This is a genomic window from Sporolactobacillus terrae DSM 11697 (genome assembly GCF_000648615.1).
Taxonomy (GTDB): Bacteria; Bacillota; Bacilli; order Bacillales; family Sporolactobacillaceae; genus Sporolactobacillus; species Sporolactobacillus terrae.
On the sequence record NZ_JFZC01000040.1, the window covers coordinates 54,761 to 75,341 of the forward strand.

Below are 20,581 nucleotides of genomic sequence, written 5' to 3' on the forward strand. Positions count from 1 at the left end.
TCGCTGTTTCACTATGAAAGAATGATGCGCTGCACAGTTTATTTTTTATGATGTTCTCGTCTTTTTCTTTTAGGGGGAGAACTTCTAAATTGTGTTTCACAATCAAGCACATGTCAAGAAATGATTCACAAAATCAGCCGAATGTGCAAAACTAAAGACAGTAACAAGAAAGGATTGAGAGATGAATGAACGATCGAGTGGAGCATGATACTTTGGGTGAAGTGAGCGTCCCTGCAGAACGTCTGTGGGCTGCACAAACGCAAAGAAGCAAGGATCATTTTAAGATCGGATGGGAAAAAATGCCGCTGGAAATCGTCCGAGCCTTCGCAATCCTGAAAAAAGCAGCGGCGATTGCCAATCAAAAGCTTACGCTTCTAGATTCGGATAAAGCCGAAGCCATTGCGGAAGCAGCAGATGAAGTGATTGACGGAAAGTGGGATGAAGAGTTTCCCCTTGTTGTGTGGCAAACCGGAAGCGGAACCCAGTCAAATATGAATATGAATGAAGTGCTGGCCAATCGTGCCAGTCAGCTTCTTAAGGCAAAAGGGATTGATCAGCACGTACACCCCAATGATGATGTAAACAAAGCACAAAGCTCCAATGATACATTTCCTACGGCTTTACATATCGCTGCTGTTCAAGCGGTTGAAGACCATGTCCTTCCTGCACTGGATGAACTGCAAACCATTCTGGATCAAAAAGCCGCAGAATTCAGCGACATCGTGAAAATTGGCCGTACCCATCTTCAAGATGCAGTGCCTCTGACCGTAGGACAGGAAATCAGTGGATGGGCGTACATGCTGAAGGAGTCAAAGGTGCTGATCGAAAATACGCTTGATCATTTGAAGAGTTTGGCGATCGGCGGAACAGCGGTAGGCACCGGACTGAACGCACCGGCATCATTTGGCGACCAGGCTGCTGAGGAAATCAGTACAATTACAGGCAAGAAATTCCACGCTTCTGCGAACAAGTTTCACGCCTTGACCAGTCATGATGCCGTCGTTGCCGCTCACGGCGCATTAAAGGCACTTGCGGCTGATTTGATGAAGATCGCCAATGATGTGCGCTGGCTGGCGAGCGGACCGCGCTGCGGACTTGGCGAATTGGAAATTCCAGCGAATGAACCGGGCAGCTCGATTATGCCAGGAAAGGTCAATCCGACACAAGCCGAAGCCGTAACGATGGTTGCTGTTCAAGTCATGGGAAACGATGCGGCAATCGGTTTTGCAGCGAGTCAAGGCAATTTTGAGCTCAATGTATTTAAACCGGTGATTGGCTATAATTTTCTCCAATCCACGAAACTGCTTGGTGATGTGATGCATTCCTTTGCCGCTCATTGCGCTGCAGGAATCAAGGTAAACAAAGAACAAATCGATTATTTTCTGCATCATTCTTTAATGCTGGTCACTGCGCTTAATCCGAAGATCGGCTATGAAAAAGCGGCGAAAATTTCTAAATTAGCCCATCGAGAGGGGATCAGCCTTCGCGATGCGGCAATTAAACTGGGCATTTTAAGCGGTGAAGCTTTTGATGCACTGGTTAAACCGGAGCAGATGGTTCACCCGCACCAATAATCGTCCCAAGAACGTTTCATGTAACTTTGCGTAAAATAATCAATCTGCGCACGCATCGTGCCTCACGTCATAAACTGTAAGTGACTAAAAGCCTTTCCCGCCCGCTCTTCTGCTGAGCAAGGAGGGGGAAATTTGAAAGAAGAATACCACCGTCCAAAACCATTGCTGACGAAGAGAGAACGAGAAGTTTTCGAACTTCTCGTTCAAGACAAGACAACACGCGACATAGCAAAAGAACTCTTCATCAGTGAAAAAACAGTTCGGAACCATATCTCGAACACCATGCAGAAATTAGGTGTGAAGGGACGCTCCCAAGCGGTTGTCGAACTTTTGAGACTCGGAGAACTCAAATTATAGCAGCTGCCGGTTCCTGAATAAGGGCCGGCTGTTGTTTTTTATTTAAAAATAAATAGAGAACTTTTTAGCGTATAATAGGGGACAGCGCTAAAAAGCTCTCTGATAAATGATGGTGCGATGAACTTTATCTATTTAAATACGGGCATTAGCCTTGCTTTTCTGTAAGCGGCGTGCTGTCCTCATAGCATGCGCTTTGTTTGCCGGATTCGATCAAACGAGATTCATGCCGCATCGTCTGATTTTTCTTGTCGTTGTTTTCTCAAACTCGTTTTCCAGAATTTCAAACATACGGATGTGTTTATAATTTGGCATTTTGTTGTTCACGTCATCGATAATTGATTTTATCATCGCCTGTAATTCTTCTTTGGCAGGCAGATGGCCGACCAATTCGGTGACGCAATCTAAATTCGGGAATATTTTGGCCCTCACGCAAATACTTCCGTTACGATCGTTCCCCGTAAGAATAAGTGCTTCACTGATCGTTTCTTTTTCTAACAGGCGTGCCTCTAATTCCTCCGGATAAATGTTTTTGCCATTAGCTGTGACAATGACATTCTTCATGCGCCCTTTGATATACAGGGCGCCGTCCTCAGCGATGAATCCTAAATCACCTGTCCGAAAATAACCGTTGCAGAATGTGTTGGCCGTAGCCTCCGGATCGTTAAAGTAACCGAGCATGATATTGTCGCCTTTGGCAAGAATTTCGCCGACACCGGATTCATTGGGGCTGTCGATCATCAATTCGACGCCGGGGACCGCAACACCAGTTGATTTAGCATTGAAATAAAAATCATTGTTACCCGCCAAAAGAGGAGCTGTTTCCGTAAGCCCATAGCCCTGTAAAGCTCTGATGCCAAGTGCTAGAAAATCCTCGACCACAGCAGAGGGAAGATCTGCCCCGCCGACAATGCATGTATGAATTTTGCCCCCAAGCGATTTCTTCACTTTTCGACGAATTGCCATTCTTACAAGCGCAGGTAAGTCTCGAAGCGCCATTGAGAGTGACGATGTTTTGAGCTTTGCTTGATACTTTGCCGGACTATTTTTTGCGATAGCCGCTTGAATCCGCTTGTCTAAAAGTTGCAATAGCGCAGGAACGACGACGAGAAGCGTTGGCCGATATTCAAGAATATTGCGGCGTATCGCATTCAGGCTGTCGGCGTAAGCAATGCAGGCACCACGTGAAAGAATAAGCAAGCAATCCAATGTGCATTCGTACGTATGACATAGTGGCAGGATTGAAAGTGTTTTGTCGCGTGACGTGATTTTTACGATTTGTGAAGTCGCAAAAATATTCGCGCAAATATTCCTTTGAGAAAGGCACACACCTTTTGGCTTTCCTGAAGTGCCTGAAGTGAAAATAAGCACACTCATTTCATCTTCAGCAATCGGAACTGTGTCAATGCGCGTATCATCTGCAGCTATCGCTGGCAGGGTATCCTGCAAAGGCAAAAGTAATCGTTGACTGCTGATGAGTGGTCTTAATTGTTCGAGGATCTCCTTGTCCGCACATATCGCGGCACAGTCGGCACTGACAATGAATTGATGCATATCTTCAGGTGACAGTTCACGATCGATTGGAACCGCCACACCGACCGTAGCGGCACACGCATAGTGCAGCACCCATGCGTAGCTGTTTTTACCGATGACTGCGATTCGCTTACCGTGCAAGCCGAGATTTAGAAAATGTGTGCCTACCGCCCTGTACCCCTGTTTAAATTGAGCATAACTCACGTATCGGTAGCTCCCGCTTCTAATCTTTATTTGGAAGGCAGTCTTTTTTCTGAATTTCTTTGCACTTGCGTAAATCATTTCTCGAAAATTAGTATACCGTGTGGCGTTGTTCAACGGTTTTGTTTTCAAATGAGAGCCCCTTCACCTTTTCGTCATTTATGATCTTTCAGCAATTTTTCTCAGCCAATTGTTCATCCAACTGCGCAAGTCGGTTTGCTCTTAAGCACATCGAAAACATTGGATTGATCACATAAATTGAGAATTTTTAATCTCCTCTCTAAATACGTTGATTTTTTATGGATAGTTTCAATTAATAACAATTGAGATGCTTAATTGTTATTACGGATACTCCGGTTGAGCATTTGAATGAAATCAGAATTTAGTTGTTGAGGGCATCGCCGCCTAAAAATAGCCAGCAATTAGTTTTTGAATGGATCTTTGGCGATAGAACGGATTTGTATGCACTATCTTTTGTAAGGAGTACAAAAAGGGAGACTCTATTATTGACGATCGAATGGTTAAGCGATTTAGCGAAGCTGAACGGTGGAAAATCAACGATAAAGATAGCAAAAAAGGATGGTGATTTCTAACCATCCTTTTCTCTTTAGTCACTATTTCTAGCACTTTTTAGTTGGTTCGAGAATTCATCAACATCACGCGATTAGTACCCTATCGTTTAATAGCTTAGACATAGACTGCTCGCAAGTGCGGTAATGATCGTTCAAAATAATCACATCAGAACTAATAGACGCACTCTTGTTTCGCTAAATATTATTTTTTCTTTTCCGCCAGCCATCAATTTTGGATTGTACTTGTAGCCCATTCCAAGTATCAATGTTGCATTCACTAGCGAATTCCTTTGCTTTAGGCGTGTAAAAACTTGTTGTTATAAAAAGTGACTTTTGACATTTATAAAATCTTTTCCCACCATGCAGCTTGATTAAATCGCCATTTCCAACGTTATTTTTCCAGCGTTTACATTGCACCGCAATTTTCAATCCATCGTTTGGATCTTCAATGACTAAGTCGACCCCGTGATCACCACTTTTTTCAGTGAGCTGCGGTTTGAATTTTTTATCTTTGAAATAGTAGTAGACCAGCTTTTCAAAATCTTCACCGGATAAGTTATCAATCTTCTCAGTCATTAATTCAGTGTACGATAATTTTTTGGAAGATATTTTTTTGGGGCGGCTAGATTTGATGGACTGCTTGTTTCGCTTATCTGTGGGTGACGTTGCTTTTGGTAGAATCGTTCCTAATAACCATGCAATGACCTGCGGGATAACAATACTAGCAATTAAGTACGGTATACTTAAACGGTTTAATAAAACGTATCCAACACAAAAAAGTAACAAGCTGATTCGTACAAGTTCAATAATATTTTTTCTCTGACGTTGGTTCACTTATTTCTTCCCCTTCATTGATTTTATTTATTAAAGTGGCTCTATCCACTTTATATCTGAAGGAACAAACAATATCTTCTAGATCCATAAACGCTGTCTTTGAAAGAAAATAATGAACTCAAAAACAGGAATTATTGTTAAAATAAAAATTAATAAATGTATTAAAAAATATAATACTCATTGTAGTAGAAGAAACGATTGATGACAAACCGGGAAGGTAAACTATGGATCAATTGAAAGAGAATGAGGGCAGAGTTGCATTAGCATTTTATAATCAGCAATATAAAGAGGAACTTAGGCATTACCATCTGACTGATGAACAGGTCATGTACAGCGGGATGCCTATGGATTCAATCATTGCATGTGAACATGACTCAGAGAGGCATCCTATTGTCATTTTGTATCATCATAAACCAGCCGGATTTTTCGTGCTTCATGGTTGGAACGGTGTGAAACCGTATAGTCAAAATCGACGGGCGTTGCTTTTAAGGGCTTTTTCTGTGAACGCTGATTTTCAAGGAAAGGGAATAGCATCAAAAGCGCTGTGCGTTCTGGACGCATTCATCAATGTCCATTTTCCAGCTACAACTGAGGTTATTTTAGCGGTAAATCATAAAAATACGATTGCCCAACATGTTTATGAAAAAGTAGGGTACATCGATTATGGAACGAGGGTGATGGGAAAATACGGTGAACTGTTTCTCTTAAGCAAACGGCTAGATGAGCGAAGTGATTCATGATATGGAAGCGGATGCAATTATTCCTGATCGAACGCTTTTCGATGGAAGAATCTGGGTGGATCTCATGCAAAACTATGAAACCAAAGAAGCGCTGATTGCTGAAATTCAAAAAACGGCGCAACTGTTTATCAGCGAGTTTGATGAGGTTGCTGAAGCGATGAAAGATAAACGGCTTGATCCGGTCGATCGGACGCCTCAAGAAATGATTGCCTGCACAATTTGCAGGAATGGTTGACGCATGGTGCTCCTGGGTTCAGGGTCTGAATGATAAAGAACGGTTCCAACCAGGTGTGAGAATGTGGACGGAAACGAATGCCAATTGGCCGATGTGGAAGTGGATTCATATTAATTCAGTTGCTCCGTTCAAAAGCTTTAGAGCAAAAATCAGAAAGTGGAAGAGAAACGTTTAGACTATAAGATGAGAATAGACGCGTTAAATAAAGGAGTAATCATTCATGGATATTAATCTTCTTTTATTTCCTGATTTTGAGACGTTAGATGCTTTCGGACCGGTTGAAGTGCTGGGCCGTATTCCTGAGTATGCCCTGCATTACTGTTCGATGGATGGTGGACCGGTGGAAAGCAGGCAGAGTGGCACCATCATCACAGAATCGATTGAGAACGTAGATAAATCCGGGATTCTGCTCATTCCAGGCGGTCAAGGGACACGACCTTTGGTGGAGGATGAGCTGTTTATTAGCCAATTAAAAAGATTGGCAGAACAATCGTCCTACTGTTTGACCGTATGTACCGGTTCAGCGCTGCTGGCGAAAACAACGCTGCTCGATAGCAGAAAAGCAACCTCCAATAAACGCGCATTTGAATGGGCTCGAGAAGTTAACCCAAATGTACAATGGGAAGCCCGCGCCCGCTGGGTCAGTGATGATAAATTTTATACTTCATCCGGTGTTTCCGCCGGCATTGATCTGGCACTGGGTTTTGTTGCGGATCAATTTGGTATCGCAAGGGCAGAAGCAATAGCAAGCGCTGTTGAATATATTTGGAACAGTGATCAACATCATGATCCATTTTCCAATACAAATCAATGAGCAGTGCAATGCTGGATTAAAAAAAGCGAAAATGAGTCCTAGGGGAATGAAGGAACCTAGGGCTTATTTTCGCTGCTCAGCTCTTATTATTGTGTTGGCTGATGGTCAGTAAATCGCCGTCAACAGATTGCGTGGATGCTGCTTGCGTGAGCGGTTTTGAAGTGCTACTACTGTTCGTCTGTTGATTACGGGACTTCAAGCGTTGAATCTGCAGCTCGATTTGCTGGATTTGCAGCCCAATCGTCTGTTTTTCTTTCTCAGATTTTTGCTGTTTAAATTCGTTTTGCAAGGTTTCTTCCTGTTTTTTGAGTGTTTCAATCGTTTGCAATACGTCTTGTCCAGATGAAACTTGCTTTGCTGTTCCGGATGCTCCAATGCTTGAAATTCCCATAATAGCGCCTTCTTCGTCAATCAATTTTTCAAAAATAAGCGTACACTGCTTTTCTTAAAAAAACATTAATCGAATAAAAAAACACGAGCGATACAATTCACAAAATCGTCACATTTATATTGCAAACGCACGCAGCTCCGTGTAAAATCAACAAATGTAAGCGCTTTATTTTTTATCAGAACGGCATTTTGATTCTAGAAAGGGGAAGTGATTGATGCAATGGGCACAGAATTATAATCCGATGGGGAACATGGCTTTATCGTTTGCTGTTGCCTGTATTCCGTTATTATTTTTTTTCTGGTGTTTGGCGATTAAGAAAATGAAGGGGTATTTAGCTGGACTTCTGACGGTTGCCGTCGCCGTTCTTGAAGCAATAGTCGTCTATCACATGCCGGTGCACCTTGCACTCGAAGCAACGGTTCTTGGCGGATTGCAAGGGCTTTGGCCAATTGGCTGGATTGTGGTTACTGCCGTGTTTCTGTATGAATTAACGGTCGCTTCAGGAAAATTTCAAGTGATCAGCGATTCGATTGCATCAATCACGGAGGATCGCCGCTTGCAGGCATTGCTGATCGCCTTCTCTTTTGGTGCATTCTTGGAAGGAACGGCAGGGTACGGCACCCCGGTCGCGATTGCCGGCGGATTGCTTGCTGGTCTCGGGTTTAATCCTTTTTATGCCGCTGGGTTGTGTTTGATCGCTAATACGGCACCTGTTGCGTTCGGAGGTGTCGGCATTCCCATTCTCACTTCTGCTCAGGTCACAGGAATTGATACGCTTTCGCTAAGTCAAATGGTCGGCCGCCAGGTGCCTTTTCTCTCGCTGTTTGTTCCATTCTGGTTGGTTTTCATTATGTCGGGATGGAAACGAACACTTGAAGTGTTTCCGGCCATTCTGGTCAGTGGGCTTTCGTTCGCAGGTACCCAATATTTGACCGCCAACTTTTTAGGACCGGAACTTCCTGATGTCACTTCTGCGATTGTGAGCATGGTCAGTCTTGTTTTGTTATTAAAATTCTGGCAGCCAAAAACCATCTTTCGATTTAAAGGCGAAAAGAAGCAGGAGTCGGTGGATCGTGATGAGCGGAAACCGAAACAGCGTTTGGGGCAAATCGTGCAAGCATGGTCGCCATTCGTTTTGCTCGTACTTGTCATCTGCATTTGGGGCGGCTCAGAACGTATCAAAGCGTTTCTGAATCAGGCAACGTTACTTCTTCCGATCCCTGGCTTGGATCAAATGATCGCCCAAGTCAAACCGATTGTAACACAGGCTACCCCTTATGGTGCGGTTTATAAATTTGATGGACTTGCCGCAACGGGAACGGCTATTTTAGTTACATGCGTTTTAAGTAAATTCTTGATTGGGATCAGCTGGAAAAAGTGGGGAGCAACGTTTGGGCTGACTATTAAAAAGCTCGCACTCCCTCTGGTGATGATTGTTTCCGTTCTTGGTTTTGCTTATATTGAAAATTATTCTGGAATGAGTGCGACGCTTGGCCTCGGTTTGGCGTCGACGGGAGTGGTGTTTCCGTTCCTCGCACCTTTTATCGGCTGGATTGGTGTATTTCTTACCGGTTCGGATACCTCGTCGAACGCACTGTTTTCTAATTTGCAGAAAGTGTCGGCGAATCAGATCGGTGTCGATCCGACTTTGCTTGTCGCCGCCAACTCAACCGGTGGGGTAGCTGCAAAAATGATTTCACCGCAATCGATCGCTGTTGCAACGGCAGCGACCGGACTTGTTGGCAAAGAAGGAAGTCTGTTCCGTTTCACGATTTTGCACAGCCTTTTATTTGTTGCGATTACCGGAGTTATAACATTTCTGCAGGCCTATGTACTGCAGTGGATGATTCCATAACCTGAAACTAAGGATATGCATCACTACAAAAGGGAGTTGCGCAAGTCAATCATTGACTGCGCAACTCCCTTTTTGAAATCACTTTTTCGTTTTTTTGTAAAGTTAAGGATTCTTTAAGGATGCACTGCCATACTGACATTAAGCAAAGCATTTGTCATGATCGGTGCTAAGCCGAGAGATGTTGGTTACGCAGAGGAGGATTTTTTCATGAACTTATTAAAAAACAAGCGCATCGATTTTTATCTACTAGGCGTCATTCTTCTATCCCTATTTATGAATTTCTTTTTACTAAGTCAGGCAAGTACGAATGCGTATTATACGGTTGCGGTAAAAAGCATGATGAAAAATTTTCACAACTTTTTTTACGCTTCATTTGATCCAGCAGGGTTTATTACCGTAGATAAACCTCCGGTAGCACTTTGGCTGCAGACGCTGAGTGCAAAAGTGTTTGGCTTCAGCAATTTCAGCGTGCTGCTTCCGGAAGCATTGGCTGCTGTGAGCGCAACTGTGATTGTCTATCAGATGGTCAAACAAAAGGCTGGGAGAATTGCTGCTTTTATTTCTGGAATTACAATGTCGGTAACGCCGATTTTTATTGCTGTTACCCGAACCAACAATGTCGACAGTATTTTGATTCTGACTTTAGTGATTGCAGCTTGGGCTGTATTCAAAGCCGCAGCAACAACGAAGCTGCGCTGGCTGCTGCTCAGTGCTGCGATGATTGGCATTGGCTTCAATGTGAAAATGCTTGAAGCATTTATGATTCTCCCGGCTATTTATCTATTCTATTTTATTGCGGTAAAAGTGAATTGGAAGAAAAAAATCATGCATCTTGTTGCCGCAACGGCTGTTCTGGCAGCAATTTCGCTCTCATGGGCTGTCGTTGTCGATTCGATTCCGGCAGACAAACGTCCTTATATTGGCAGCAGTCAAACCAACTCGGTACTTGAACTTGCCTTTGGCTACAATGGCGTGTCCCGACTAACTGGCCAACAAGGCGGAGCAGGAGCGGGAAAAATGCCGACCAGACAAAAATCGTCTGCAAGCCAAGCCCAACAAGTGCCTTTTAGCGATAAGGACACGCAGAACGGCAACGCAAACCATGCTCCAGGAGGAACGGCTCCAACCGGCACGCTGAACGGCGGCCCGGGAGGATCAAACAACGCAGGGAATGGAACACCTGCCAATGGTGCACAAAGCGATGGGCCGAGTGTCTCAGGAAAAACAATGGGGGGAATACCGCCCGGCGGCATGAACGATGGACGCGGCGCAGGTCGGCAAGGCGGGATGTTTGGTACAGGGAATGCCGGTCCACTGCGCTTGTTCTCAAAAGCATTATCCGGACAAGCGAGCTGGCTGCTCCCATTTGTACTCTTCAGCGGGATTGCGGTTGTCGCCGATTTCCTCCGACGCCGGAAGTTGGATCAGAAGCATGCGTTTGCAATTTTCTGGTTGGCTTGGTTGGTACCGGCGATGGCCTTTTTCAGCATTGCCGGGTTCTTCCATCACTATTATCTAAGTTTGCTCGCACCGCCAATTGCCGCATTAACAGGACTTGGTTTCACGTATATGTGGCGAGATTTTAGCGACTCGACCCGTTCATGGCGCAGCTTTCTGCTGCCAATCGCCTTTGGCGGGACCCTGCTGTTTGAAGCGGCCATCTTCTATCAGAACAGTATCGCAACCCTCTGGATCATTCTTCTGATCATTGCCGCCGTGCTGACAACAGGAATCGGTTTGATTTGGCGCAGCACTGATCGGAAAATTCAAGCTGCTATTGTTGGAACAAGTATCTTCGTGATGCTGCTTGCACCACTGTATTGGACACTGCCCTCAACCTTTAATCAGACCAACAGTTCTATTCCTGTTGCCGGCCCAACGTCAACGCAAACCGGCATGGGCGGTATGGGGATGAACGGAGGCGGTCAAAGGGGCAGAGCTCAAAGCGGCAATGCGGAAGGTGGCGCCCCATCAATGAATCAGGAGGCAGGCACTTCAAGATTCGAGATGCCGTCAAACGAATCTGGAGCAGCGCCAACTCGGACGAGAAGCGTTCGTCGTGGTATGGGTGATCAAGTGAATACAAAACTGCTGACCTATCTACGGAAGCATTATACCGGTGAAAAATACATTCTTGGCGTGGAACGGGCTCAGTCAGCGTATTCGATCATGCTGAAAACGAACGATGCGGTGATGGCCATGGGTGGATTTAGCGGAAATGACCCTGCATTAACGGTAAGTAAATTGGAAAAAATGGTAAAGGCAGGCGAAATCAAGTATTTTCTCTTGTCAGAAAGTCAAGCCATGGGAAGCAGCTCCAGTGTAACCAATTGGATTCAGAAACACTTTAAGAAAGTGCCGACAAGCGACTGGTCAGACACTAATTCAAACAGCAGCCAGAACGGTCAAGGAGGTCAATCAAACTTATATGTTTATCAGAAATCATGATTTATTTTGCAAAAGGGAGGACTATTGATGACGACAAAGTATTCTATTGTTGTCCCTGTATTTAATGAGGAACAGGTTATTTATGATTCTTACAAGCGTCTAAAAACGGTTATGGACCGCACTTATGAGAGCTATGAACTGCTGTTCGTGAATGACGGCAGCCGTGACCGAACTTCAGAGATTCTGAATTATATCTCTGAAGGGGATACCCATGTGAAGGTGATTGAATTCTCGCGTAACTTCGGTCATCAGATTGCGATTACGGCAGGCATGGATTACGCGATGGGTCAAGCCATTGTGGTGATTGATGCAGATCTTCAAGATCCTCCGGAATTGATTTTGCAAATGATTGGGAAATGGAAGGAAGGCTTCGAGGTTGTCTACGGGAAACGGATGGAGCGCAAAGGAGAAAGCTTCTTTAAAAAGAAAACGGCGGCATTATTTTATCGGATCCTGCGTGTATCGACGGATATTGATATTCCGCTCGATACCGGTGATTTTCGCTTAATTGATCGTCGTGTTTGTGATGAAATGAAACGTATTCCTGAGAAAAATCGCTTTATCCGCGGATTAGTCAGCTGGGTCGGATTCAAGCAGACTGCGGTTGAGTATATTCGCGATGAACGGCTGGCAGGTGAAACCAAATATCCGCTGAAGAAAATGCTGAAGCTGTCGATCGATGGGTTAACCTCATTTTCATATAAACCGCTGAAACTCGCAACTTATGGTGGAGCACTGCTCTCTTTTGCAGGTTTCGTTTATATGATCATCGCACTGGGCATGAAATTGTTTACGTCGAGCACTGTGCCTGGATGGACCTCGCTCATTGTCATTCAGCTCTTGTTCAGCGGATTTACACTTTTTATCCTTGGGGTGATTGGTGAATACATCGGCAGAATCTATGATGAAACGAAAGATCGCCCACTGTATATCATCAGGGAGACGAAAGGTTTCGGAGCAGCAAAGCACGTTCGGGCTCTATCAAGTGTCAAACACGGCTGATTCAAAAGAACGAAAACCCTCAAGCAGATGTAAACGTCCGCTTGGGGTTTTTTATGCTCTGCTTGATTTATCTTTCGATTTGGGCGTCGCGGTGAAGCATGCACCGCCATCTTTTTTTGAATCAAAAGGTCTATTCGGCTCGATGGCTCGTATACATGTTAGTACAACCCATAGGGATTAAGGAGGGTACAACATGTATCGTCGAACATCGATCGTTTGCGTAGGCGCAGCACTGGCTTTGTCGATGGCATTACTTGCCGGATGCGGCGGGGTGGCGGACAAAGAGCCAGGCAGTGTCAAATATGTCAACAGCAAGCGGGATCTCACAGAGTCTGCTGCAAAGCAAGAATATACGCAGCGTGTTTTATATCTGAGGGATGCGAACGGTTTGCTTGCGCCGCAATTTGTCGGATTGCCGAAAAGCAATACGGCAACAAAACAGGTTCTCAACTACTTGGTAAGTGACGGCCCTGTATCCAATGCGCTCCCAAATGGTTTTCAAGCGACATTGCCCGCTGATACAGAAGTGAATCATGTAACCGTTGATCAAAGAGGCAATGCAACAGCTGACTTCACCAAACCGCTGCTGGACACACCGGCAGGAGGGCAGCAGCAAGCCATTCAATCAATTGTCTGGACGCTAACCCAGTTCCCTGCCGTGAAAACCGTAACCATCACTGTAGACGGAAAAGCATTTACTGAATGGCCGTCAAGTAAACAGGAGGTGGGCAGCGGACTGACACGAGCAAACGGCATTAATCAAGTTTACGGTGACGTTGCAGATATTGCCGGAAGCGAACCGATGACGGTCTACTATATTTCCGCCAATAATAAAGGCAAAACCTATGATGTACCGGTAACGGTGCGCAGGGCGGTCACTGAGGATCGTGTAACAAGTATGGTGAACGCACTGGTTAATGAACCTTCAGCAAGTGAAGTCATCTCACCGCTTGATCCGAATGTCCGTCTGACAGAGAAACCAAAGCTAACAAACGGAACCGTTTATCTTCATTTCAACGATGCACTTTATGATAATAAAAAAGCAAAAACCGTCAACGATCAAGTGCTTCGCAGCCTCGTGCTGACTTTAACGGGCGACCCGGCGATCCAAAAAGTTTCAATTCAGATCGGATCGGCTTCTAAAGTTATGCTGGAGTCGGGAAAAACACTGTCGGGTCCGGTCACTCGAGAATTTGTCGATGCTGCCGGCGTGTAATTTAATTCAAGTAAATATGGTATAGTAAGAGGAGCAAAAGAGGCTCCTCTTTTTTTCATAAAGTCGAGTCTCAGTAAAAGAGGACACGGGGGCTAATGGATTTATGAGACCAGACAGCAGAGCAAGCGATGAATTGAGATCTGTAGCGATTCAGCCTAACTTTATTATTCATCCGGAAGGGTCGGTTCTGATTACCCTAGGCAGCACAAAGGTTATTTGCAATGCAACGATTGAAGATCGCGTGCCGCCTTTCCTGCGTGGCAAGAAAAAGGGATGGATTACTGCAGAGTATGCGATGCTTCCTCGGGCGACACCAGAGCGGAACATTCGTGAATCGTCACGGGGAAAGGTAACGGGGAGAACAATGGAAATTCAGCGGCTGATTGGGCGTTCACTCCGTTCTGTGGTTGATTTAGATGCCGTAGGCGAACGAACCATTTGGATTGATTGCGACGTTATTCAAGCAGATGGGGGGACGCGAACGGCATCGATCACCGGAGCATTTGTTGCAATGGTTCTTGCCTTTCAACGAATGAAGGAACATAAGCAGATCGCCGCACTGCCAATCAAGTCTTATTTGGCAGCAACGTCCGTCGGGATTCACCCTGTCTATGGACCAATTCTTGATCTGTGCTACCAAGAAGACTCGACCACAGACGTTGATATGAATATTGTGATGAATGGGCACGATGAGTACATCGAGATCCAAGGAACCGGTGAAGAAGCGACGTTTAATGAAAAAGAGCTGGCGACACTGCTCAGTCTTGCGAAAAAAGGGATTCATCAACTCATTGAAACGGAAAAAGCCGTTCTTGGTGAGCTGATCGTTGAATCGAAGGTGGAGACGAGCAAATGACTAAGGTATTGATTGCATCAAACAATCCAGGAAAAATAAAAGAATTCAAAGTCTTGTTGCAAGGGTTTGGCGCAGAAATTCTTTCCTTGAAGGACCTGGGCGTAACAACGGATGTTCCGGAAACAGGACATACCTTTCGCGAAAATGCAGCTTTGAAGGCAGAGGCGTTGGCAAAAGCAACCGGGCTGATTACGCTGGCCGATGACTCAGGGCTCTGTGTCGATGCATTAAACGGTGAACCGGGAATTTACTCCGCGCGTTATTCCGGTCCGGAGAAAGACAGTGAACGTAATATTGATCGGCTGCTTCACAAGTTAAAGGGTGTGCCTGAAGAAAAACGCACCGCACATTTTGTCTGCGTGCTAGCACTCAGCCGGCCCAAGCATCAAACACGATTTGCCGAAGGGCGTTGTGACGGGATCATCACTACAGTACGCCGCGGCGCGGGAGGCTTTGGCTACGATCCATTGTTTTTGATTCCCGAACGGCAGGCGACCTTTGCTGAAATGGGAGAAGCGGAGAAGAACCAAATCAGCCATCGGGCGCGTGCCTTACGGGTTCTGAAGGAAAATTGGACAAGTTGGACGGGTGAGGTGTGATGAAGGGATTAATTGTCAGTGATACGCATGGATGGACACGCGAGATTCAAGCGTTAAAGGATCAATATAAAGGAACAGTGGACTTCATGATTCACTGTGGTGATTCTGAATTGAACCCGGATCAGAAAGAAATGGAAGGATTTATTGCTGTTGAAGGCAACTGTGACTTGCCGGGTGCCTATCCAAACGAAGCAGTCAAAGTAATTGACGGCACGACCTTCCTTGTGGCGCATGGACACTTGCTTGGTGTACGTCAGTCTCCGGCGCGTTTGTGTTATCGCGCGCAAGAAGCAGGCGCACAAATCGTTTGTTTCGGTCACACCCATTTTGCCGGTACATTCCAAGAACAGGGAATGGTTGTGATCAATCCGGGCAGTTTGCGTTTGCCGCGCAATTATCAGGAGGGTACTTATGTACTCCTTGATCTTGATCCCGGGGAGAATCACGTTCAGGTTTCCTACTTCACTTTAGATGGAACGCCGGTCGATGCATTTACAAAGACGTTTTCCCTTAACAGAAAGTAGAGTGAATTCAAAAAGAGAGCCGGATTGACGCATCCGGTTCTCTTTTTTGCGGCTGTATCCGCGTCGATAGGAGTGATGAGGAGGGGCACTCATATGGCGTTTATCAGTCATCATCTCTGATAACTGATAGTACATATTATGTCGACTCTCGTTTTTTGAATGGGGAGATGAACGAGCAAAAATGCCTTTTTTTCTTTCATGCGGCTTTTAAACAGTATCTGTTGGCACCGTTTTGTCTATACTGCGACTAGATTTCATTGCGAGAAGCGCAGTAAACGAGGTGTTTGCATGGAAGATGGTCATTTCTTTAAAGGCGTACTTTGGGCAATGGTGTTTTGTATCCCCTTTTGGATTTTACTCATTTGTCTTGTGGTGAACCTTTGGTAAAGCGTCATTGATCCGTCTGGGGAACCTTGCTACAATCAAATTTCCCTATTTGCCGCAGATTTTAAAAAGCGCGGCGGGGCGTGAAGTGGTTCTGAAAAAAGCAGTATCAACTGATGCGATCAGAAATTAAGTTCACGAAAAAATATTATTATTATAATAAGAAAATTGTATAAAATAGTAGCTTTTGTGAAAATACTTTGGTAAGCTAAACATGTAACTCGTGAAAGCAAACCCCCTTTTCTGGATCCTTAATTGGATCCTTTTTTTTGCACTGTAAAAGGATAAAAATTCCATGCATGCAATGTTAGAACAACTAAGACTTAACCGGCGCCGAGGCTTGGTTCGTCAAATTTTCTTCAACGACGCAGCCATGTGTCGTATATTTCTTAAAGGTGAATCAAATTTTTTTATGTTTTTGATGCAAATGACTTGTGTCCTTTGAATTCCAAATTATATAATATGATTGCCTTCTGTTTCTGATAGGTAACATCCTTTTTCGCTTCTCAATACAATTGAGAAGCTTTTTTCTTTTTCACGATGGAAAATTGATTCTGCATCACTAAGTATATCTATTCGCGCACATACTAGCAGCGAGGTGATTGAATGATGCGAACAATGTGGAAAGGCTCGATACAATTCGGCCTGGTTTATATCCCAATCAAACTGTATACAGCAACAGAAAACAAAGACATCCGATTGAGAATGCTGCACAAAGACTGCATGGCACCCATCAATTATACGCGCACGTGCTCGAAATGTGGGCAGGCCATTGAAAATGATGCCATTGTCAAAGGCTATGAGTACGCGCCGGGGCAGTTTGTACCGATCAGTGAGGAAGAACTAAGCAGCCTTCAAGATGAAACCGACAAACATGTTGAGATCATTAATTTTGTGAAACTTAGTGAGATTGACCCTATTTATTATGAGAAATCCTATTTCATTGGACCGGACAGCGGCAATGGCTTGCGCGCGTTTTCATTGCTTCGGCAGGCGATTAATGATTCCGATAAAATAGCGATTGCTAACATCATTATCCGTTCAAAGCAGCATCTCGCCGCGATACGTAGCTTCGAGAAGGGTATGCTTTTGGAGACGCTGTATTATCCGGACGAGGTTCGCAGCATTAAAGAGGTTCCGGGTATCGGTGACCTGACTACGGAGAACGAACCGAAAGAAATGACCATTGCAAATCAGCTCATTGAACAGCTGACAACAGCGTTTAAACCGGATCGCTATAAAGATGATTATCGTTTGAAAATGGAAAAACTGATTGAAGATAAGGTCGCTGGTATGCCGGTGGAGAAAAAGAAGGGGCGTACCGCACAGCCGAATGTGGTTGACTTGTTGTCGGCTCTGGAAGCGAGTGTCAAAGAAACAAAACCGAAGCCGCGACGAAAAACGGCAACAAGGCGCAAGAAAACGGTGTAAATGATGGAATTTCAGCCCATTAAACCGTTTGAGCCGATCAGAGCAGATGTGATTCCGAACGGTCCGGATTGGGTACACCAAGTGAAATGGGATGGAGTGCGCCTTTTAGCCTACTGCAACGGGCAGAAAGTGCGTCTCTTTAACCGGAGACAACATGAACGGACGCTTCATTACCCGGAACTGGTTTCGAGTATTCACGCGTCTCCGGCGTCCTCGCTCATTCTTGACGGCGAGGTGATTGCGCTTGATCCCCATGGACGACCGTCTTTTCATGAAATTATGAAACGCGACCGTACCACCCCGACCGGACATGCAAAAGCAACAGACAGCATACGCGTTTTTTATATGGTTTTTGATTTGCTGTACGTTAATGGAGATTGGCTGAATTCCTGTCCGTTAAGTGATCGAATCGAACGGTTGCAGCAGTGGCTGCCCTTGTCAGACGCGATCCATTTCGTCCCAGTCTATGATAACGGAGATGCTTTATTTGCCGGTGTTAAGGAAAAGCACATGGAGGGGATTGTTTCAAAAAAAAGAAACAGCCGCTATGGCATTGGCGGAAAAAATGGGAATTGGCGAAAGATAAAAGTTACTGAAGATTTGATCGCTGTGGTCGGTGCGGTTACCTATCGCAACGGGAGAGTAAACGCCTTACTTATCGGCCAATACGACTTGGAGCATCGATTGATCTATATTGGGCGTGTGGGCAGCGGGACGCTGACGAGCCAAGATTGGCAAGCAGTGACACGGCTTGCGGAACTGCTAAAAAGTCAGACCAATCCCTTTGAGCGTCAGCCAGAGAACGTAAAAAAAGTATCATGGCTGATACCAAAATTAACCGTGAAGGTTGAATTTCAGGAATGGACCGAGAATGGATCGCTTAGGCAGCCGAGAATTCTGGCATTTGTTGATGAAAATCCGCATCGGTGCATTCTAGAGGAGGGTAGTAATGAAGGCAACAATTTCCAATGACATACGTGCATTTCAAATCACACATCCGGAGAAAATGATTTGGCAAAATCCGCAAGTAAATAAACTGCAGTTTCTTCGTTATCTAAATACGGTTGCTCCTTTAATGCTGCCATTTCTTGCTAAGCGGCGATTGACCGTCATTCGTTTTCCGCATGGTGTACCCGGACCATCTTTTTTTCAAAAAAAGTGTCCGGAATATGCGCCGGATTTTGTTCAGACGGACGAAGCGGAGGGAAGCCGCTACATTTTATGCAACACAGCGAAAACACTTCTATGGCTCGGTAATCAATTGGCCATCGAGTACCACATTCCCTATCAAAAAGCGGCTGTCGCACATCCTGAAGAAATTGTTTTTGATCTTGATCCTCCGGAGCGCACGGCCTTTCCTCTTGCCATCAGAGCGGCACTTGAAATGAAGCAGCTTTTTGAGCGGCTGTCGCTTGTCAGCTTTCCAAAGCTTTCCGGCAGTCGCGGCATACAGATTCATCTGCCGATCATCGGGCTTAGCCTTAACTATCAAGAAACACGCCTTTTTACCGCATTTATTGCCGAAGTTCTGGTCGGTCGATTTCCGGAGCTGTTTACCATTGAGCGTTTAAAGAAAAATCGGCGAAACCGGCTGTATTTGGATTACGTGCAGCATGCTGAAGGCAAAACCATCATATGTCCCTATTCGCCGCGTGGCAAAGAAGGGGCAACGGTGGCTGTCCCACTATTTTGGCACGAGGTTGATTCCGCGCTGAATATGAATGCATTCACCGTTGCCAAGGTTTTAGAACGGGTTAATCAGGGAATAGATCCAATGCGTCACTATTTTGAGTGTCGAAATCATCCATTACTAGCAATTATTGAACAGCTTAAGAAACTGCGTAAAAACGGATTCAATCACTCCTAGAAACGATGAATCAGCGCTAAGTTCATTAATCTTTTTATTGCCGGTTCATGCTGATGCCGCGCGCGAAACGACCGATAAAGTGGAGATCCGCAAAATCGAGCACGCCGCAGTTTACGTCATCATTATTTCTGAGAATAAGCGAATGACTTGTCAATAATTTTCCCTTTCCTGCGTAAAGGCGACGATTCTTTGTTTGCGCGATCACATGGTCGCCTTCAAGGAACATTCGCCGCGGTTCGATAATCCATACTGAAAAACAATGAATGCCTATGTAGTCGATAATCGGAACATTGCTGCTGAGTGCGAATGTTTTCGGATAAACGGTTTCATTCGCTTTAATCGTGTAGGAATAAAAATGATTCTGAGTGATCACTTTAGACTTGATCAGTTGATCTTCCTTTAAACTGTTGATATACGGGAGTTTTACAATACGCGATGGTTCAATTGAAATGTTCAAAACCTCCAAACCGGTAAAGCTAAAAAGGAAACGTCGAAATAATGCAAAAACCGTTCCTTTATCTCATGCTTGAATGATATCTGCCATTATTATGAACCAAATGCGGGATTGGAGCAAGAATGTTCTATTCATTGTGCCAATTCGATTATGTATTAAGCGATGAACGAGTTCTTTGCCCTACTTGAACAGCGTAAAAAGGACATAGATGGTTATCGAGCAGACCAATACAACAAGAAGCAAAACAAACAGTTGCACATGATTTGCAGCATGACGGGAACGTCCTAGCACGTCAATATGATGCACCTTCAAAATACTGTCATATTCGCCTCGATCCTGATCCAGATGGAAGTCAATGACATACGTAATTCCCGAATCCGCGCGATAGGACATTGTTTCCAAGAGTGCGATTTCCTCCCAGTACATCCGCTTAAATTCCAGTTTTCCTCCTGTTATCTTTGCGCATAAATGATCCAACTCGTGCGGCTTGAAGCTTCTCCCAACCAATTGATTCAGTTCATCCAGCATTTTCGACCCCTCCAACCTATGCTCTTCATCTCATGTATATGGAAGAACATCGCTGATTCTGCCATGAATTCCTGCTTTTTTTTACAGGGAAAGAAAGTATAGAATTTGCCCTGTCTTCAAACCAATAGCCCAGTGTCTTGGCCAAGAATCAAAGCGGAGGGGCTCTGGC

General features: G+C 44.9%; 21 protein-coding genes. 16 read left to right on the forward strand and 5 right to left on the reverse strand.

Annotation, left to right across the window (positions count from 1 at the left end; genetic code table 11):
• Positions 1 to 185 precede the first annotated feature (185 nt).
• A complete protein-coding gene (gene fumC / locus AA84_RS0108380) occupies positions 186 to 1,574 on the forward strand; it encodes a class II fumarate hydratase (protein ID WP_028976834.1) in 1,389 nt (462 codons plus the stop codon).
• Between the two features lie 132 nt (positions 1,575 to 1,706).
• Positions 1,707 to 1,931, forward strand: a complete 225-nt coding sequence (locus tag AA84_RS0108385; RefSeq protein WP_010026148.1) for a helix-turn-helix domain-containing protein — start codon at positions 1,707 to 1,709, stop codon at positions 1,929 to 1,931.
• A 210-nt stretch (positions 1,932 to 2,141) separates the two neighbouring features.
• Here AA84_RS0108385 and AA84_RS0108390 read toward each other — a convergent pair whose 3' ends face one another.
• Both AA84_RS0108390 and AA84_RS17455 read right to left on the reverse strand, forming a co-directional pair.
• Positions 2,142 to 3,743, reverse strand: coding sequence for an AMP-dependent synthetase/ligase (locus AA84_RS0108390; protein WP_051575107.1), 1,602 nt, complete (start codon positions 3,741 to 3,743; stop codon positions 2,142 to 2,144).
• 686 nt (positions 3,744 to 4,429) lie between these two features.
• Entirely contained in the window at positions 4,430 to 5,068 is a 639-nt protein-coding gene (locus tag AA84_RS17455) for a restriction endonuclease (protein ID WP_051575099.1), read from the reverse strand.
• Positions 5,069 to 5,292: 224 nt separating this feature from the next.
• Here AA84_RS17455 and AA84_RS0108405 point away from each other — a divergent pair, with 224 nt between their 5' ends.
• Genes AA84_RS0108405 through AA84_RS0108415 form a run of 4 tightly spaced genes read left to right on the forward strand, consistent with a single transcriptional unit; the run spans position 5,293 to position 6,857 of the window.
• Complete coding sequence (locus AA84_RS0108405) at positions 5,293 to 5,808, forward strand: GNAT family N-acetyltransferase (RefSeq protein WP_028976836.1); 516 nt, start codon at positions 5,293 to 5,295, stop codon at positions 5,806 to 5,808.
• Positions 5,789 to 6,043 carry a ClbS/DfsB family four-helix bundle protein gene (locus AA84_RS19380; RefSeq protein ID WP_081791746.1) on the forward strand — a complete coding sequence of 85 codons (255 nt, stop codon included), beginning with the start codon at positions 5,789 to 5,791 and terminating at the stop codon, positions 6,041 to 6,043. Before AA84_RS0108405 ends, AA84_RS19380 begins: the two co-directional genes overlap by 20 nt.
• Positions 6,036 to 6,218: a ClbS/DfsB family four-helix bundle protein gene (locus AA84_RS19385; protein WP_081791747.1), complete on the forward strand. Its 183-nt coding sequence runs from the start codon at positions 6,036 to 6,038 to the stop codon at positions 6,216 to 6,218. The genes AA84_RS19380 and AA84_RS19385 overlap by 8 nt, the downstream gene beginning before the upstream one ends.
• Positions 6,219 to 6,263: 45 nt before the next feature.
• Positions 6,264 to 6,857: a DJ-1/PfpI family protein gene (locus AA84_RS0108415; protein ID WP_028976838.1), complete on the forward strand. Its 594-nt coding sequence runs from the start codon at positions 6,264 to 6,266 to the stop codon at positions 6,855 to 6,857.
• A gap of 76 nt (positions 6,858 to 6,933) precedes the next feature.
• Here the strand turns inward: AA84_RS0108415 and AA84_RS0108420 are convergent, their stop codons facing one another.
• Positions 6,934 to 7,248, reverse strand: coding sequence for a hypothetical protein (locus AA84_RS0108420; protein ID WP_028976839.1), 315 nt, complete (start codon positions 7,246 to 7,248; stop codon positions 6,934 to 6,936).
• 214 nt (positions 7,249 to 7,462) lie between these two features.
• On the opposite strand from AA84_RS0108420, the gene AA84_RS0108425 reads away from it, so the two are divergent.
• The 10 genes from AA84_RS0108425 to ligD all read left to right on the forward strand — a co-directional run bounded on the left by AA84_RS0108425 (position 7,463) and on the right by ligD (position 19,430).
• The gene (locus AA84_RS0108425; RefSeq protein WP_028976840.1) at positions 7,463 to 9,103 is read left to right on the forward strand and encodes an L-lactate permease; all 1,641 of its coding nucleotides are present in this window, start codon (positions 7,463 to 7,465) and stop codon (positions 9,101 to 9,103) included.
• 207 nt (positions 9,104 to 9,310) lie between these two features.
• Complete coding sequence (locus tag AA84_RS0108430; RefSeq protein WP_028976841.1) at positions 9,311 to 11,551, forward strand: ArnT family glycosyltransferase; 2,241 nt, start codon at positions 9,311 to 9,313, stop codon at positions 11,549 to 11,551.
• A 27-nt stretch (positions 11,552 to 11,578) separates the two neighbouring features.
• Positions 11,579 to 12,553 (forward strand): glycosyltransferase family 2 protein, encoded by a 975-nt coding sequence (locus tag AA84_RS0108435; protein WP_028976842.1) that lies wholly within the window; start codon positions 11,579 to 11,581, stop codon positions 12,551 to 12,553.
• 193 nt (positions 12,554 to 12,746) lie between these two features.
• Positions 12,747 to 13,769: a GerMN domain-containing protein gene (locus tag AA84_RS0108440; protein ID WP_028976843.1), complete on the forward strand. Its 1,023-nt coding sequence runs from the start codon at positions 12,747 to 12,749 to the stop codon at positions 13,767 to 13,769.
• Positions 13,770 to 13,872: 103 nt separating this feature from the next.
• Positions 13,873 to 14,625, forward strand: a complete 753-nt coding sequence (gene rph, locus AA84_RS0108445) for a ribonuclease PH (RefSeq protein ID WP_028976844.1) — start codon at positions 13,873 to 13,875, stop codon at positions 14,623 to 14,625.
• Complete coding sequence (locus AA84_RS0108450; RefSeq protein ID WP_028976845.1) at positions 14,622 to 15,224, forward strand: XTP/dITP diphosphatase; 603 nt, start codon at positions 14,622 to 14,624, stop codon at positions 15,222 to 15,224. The genes rph and AA84_RS0108450 overlap by 4 nt, the downstream gene beginning before the upstream one ends.
• Positions 15,224 to 15,748 (forward strand): metallophosphoesterase family protein, encoded by a 525-nt coding sequence (locus AA84_RS0108455; protein WP_028976846.1) that lies wholly within the window; start codon positions 15,224 to 15,226, stop codon positions 15,746 to 15,748. The genes AA84_RS0108450 and AA84_RS0108455 overlap by 1 nt, the downstream gene beginning before the upstream one ends.
• 993 nt (positions 15,749 to 16,741) lie before the next feature.
• Positions 16,742 to 17,563, forward strand: a complete 822-nt coding sequence (gene ku / locus AA84_RS0108460) for a non-homologous end joining protein Ku (RefSeq protein ID WP_028976847.1) — start codon at positions 16,742 to 16,744, stop codon at positions 17,561 to 17,563.
• Entirely contained in the window at positions 17,564 to 18,535 is a 972-nt protein-coding gene (locus tag AA84_RS0108465; RefSeq protein ID WP_223362575.1) for an ATP-dependent DNA ligase, read from the forward strand.
• Positions 18,513 to 19,430, forward strand: coding sequence for a non-homologous end-joining DNA ligase (gene ligD, locus AA84_RS0108470; RefSeq protein WP_051577883.1), 918 nt, complete (start codon positions 18,513 to 18,515; stop codon positions 19,428 to 19,430). The genes AA84_RS0108465 and ligD overlap by 23 nt, the downstream gene beginning before the upstream one ends.
• A gap of 34 nt (positions 19,431 to 19,464) precedes the next feature.
• Here ligD and AA84_RS0108475 read toward each other — a convergent pair whose 3' ends face one another.
• Both AA84_RS0108475 and AA84_RS0108480 read right to left on the reverse strand, forming a co-directional pair.
• A complete protein-coding gene (locus AA84_RS0108475) occupies positions 19,465 to 19,887 on the reverse strand; it encodes a hypothetical protein (RefSeq protein WP_028976850.1) in 423 nt (140 codons plus the stop codon).
• 177 nt (positions 19,888 to 20,064) lie between these two features.
• Positions 20,065 to 20,412 carry a hypothetical protein gene (locus tag AA84_RS0108480; protein ID WP_028976851.1) on the reverse strand — a complete coding sequence of 116 codons (348 nt, stop codon included), beginning with the start codon at positions 20,410 to 20,412 and terminating at the stop codon, positions 20,065 to 20,067.
• Positions 20,413 to 20,581 lie beyond the last annotated feature (169 nt).

Bases quoted from the DNA above. Each gene is read 5' to 3' on its own strand.
- rph (WP_028976844.1), top strand. From the start codon at position 13,873: ATGAGACCAGACAGCAGAGCAAGCGATGAATTGAGATCTGTAGCGATT.
- AA84_RS0108465 (WP_223362575.1), top strand. From the start codon at position 17,564: ATGATGGAATTTCAGCCCATTAAACCGTTTGAGCCGATCAGAGCAGAT.
- ligD (WP_051577883.1), top strand. From the start codon at position 18,513: ATGAAGGCAACAATTTCCAATGACATACGTGCATTTCAAATCACACAT.
- AA84_RS0108420 (WP_028976839.1), bottom strand. From the start codon at position 7,248: ATGGGAATTTCAAGCATTGGAGCATCCGGAACAGCAAAGCAAGTTTCA.
- AA84_RS0108390 (WP_051575107.1), bottom strand. From the start codon at position 3,743: ATGATTTACGCAAGTGCAAAGAAATTCAGAAAAAAGACTGCCTTCCAA.
- AA84_RS19385 (WP_081791747.1), top strand. From the start codon at position 6,036: ATGGTTGACGCATGGTGCTCCTGGGTTCAGGGTCTGAATGATAAAGAA.
- AA84_RS0108425 (WP_028976840.1), top strand. From the start codon at position 7,463: ATGCAATGGGCACAGAATTATAATCCGATGGGGAACATGGCTTTATCG.
- AA84_RS0108430 (WP_028976841.1), top strand. From the start codon at position 9,311: ATGAACTTATTAAAAAACAAGCGCATCGATTTTTATCTACTAGGCGTC.
- AA84_RS19380 (WP_081791746.1), top strand. From the start codon at position 5,789: ATGAGCGAAGTGATTCATGATATGGAAGCGGATGCAATTATTCCTGAT.
- AA84_RS0108450 (WP_028976845.1), top strand. From the start codon at position 14,622: ATGACTAAGGTATTGATTGCATCAAACAATCCAGGAAAAATAAAAGAA.
- AA84_RS0108405 (WP_028976836.1), top strand. From the start codon at position 5,293: ATGGATCAATTGAAAGAGAATGAGGGCAGAGTTGCATTAGCATTTTAT.
- AA84_RS0108415 (WP_028976838.1), top strand. From the start codon at position 6,264: ATGGATATTAATCTTCTTTTATTTCCTGATTTTGAGACGTTAGATGCT.
- AA84_RS0108480 (WP_028976851.1), bottom strand. From the start codon at position 20,412: ATGCTGGATGAACTGAATCAATTGGTTGGGAGAAGCTTCAAGCCGCAC.
- AA84_RS0108435 (WP_028976842.1), top strand. From the start codon at position 11,579: ATGACGACAAAGTATTCTATTGTTGTCCCTGTATTTAATGAGGAACAG.
- ku (WP_028976847.1), top strand. From the start codon at position 16,742: ATGCGAACAATGTGGAAAGGCTCGATACAATTCGGCCTGGTTTATATC.
- AA84_RS0108440 (WP_028976843.1), top strand. From the start codon at position 12,747: ATGTATCGTCGAACATCGATCGTTTGCGTAGGCGCAGCACTGGCTTTG.
- AA84_RS0108455 (WP_028976846.1), top strand. From the start codon at position 15,224: ATGAAGGGATTAATTGTCAGTGATACGCATGGATGGACACGCGAGATT.
- fumC (WP_028976834.1), top strand. From the start codon at position 186: ATGAACGATCGAGTGGAGCATGATACTTTGGGTGAAGTGAGCGTCCCT.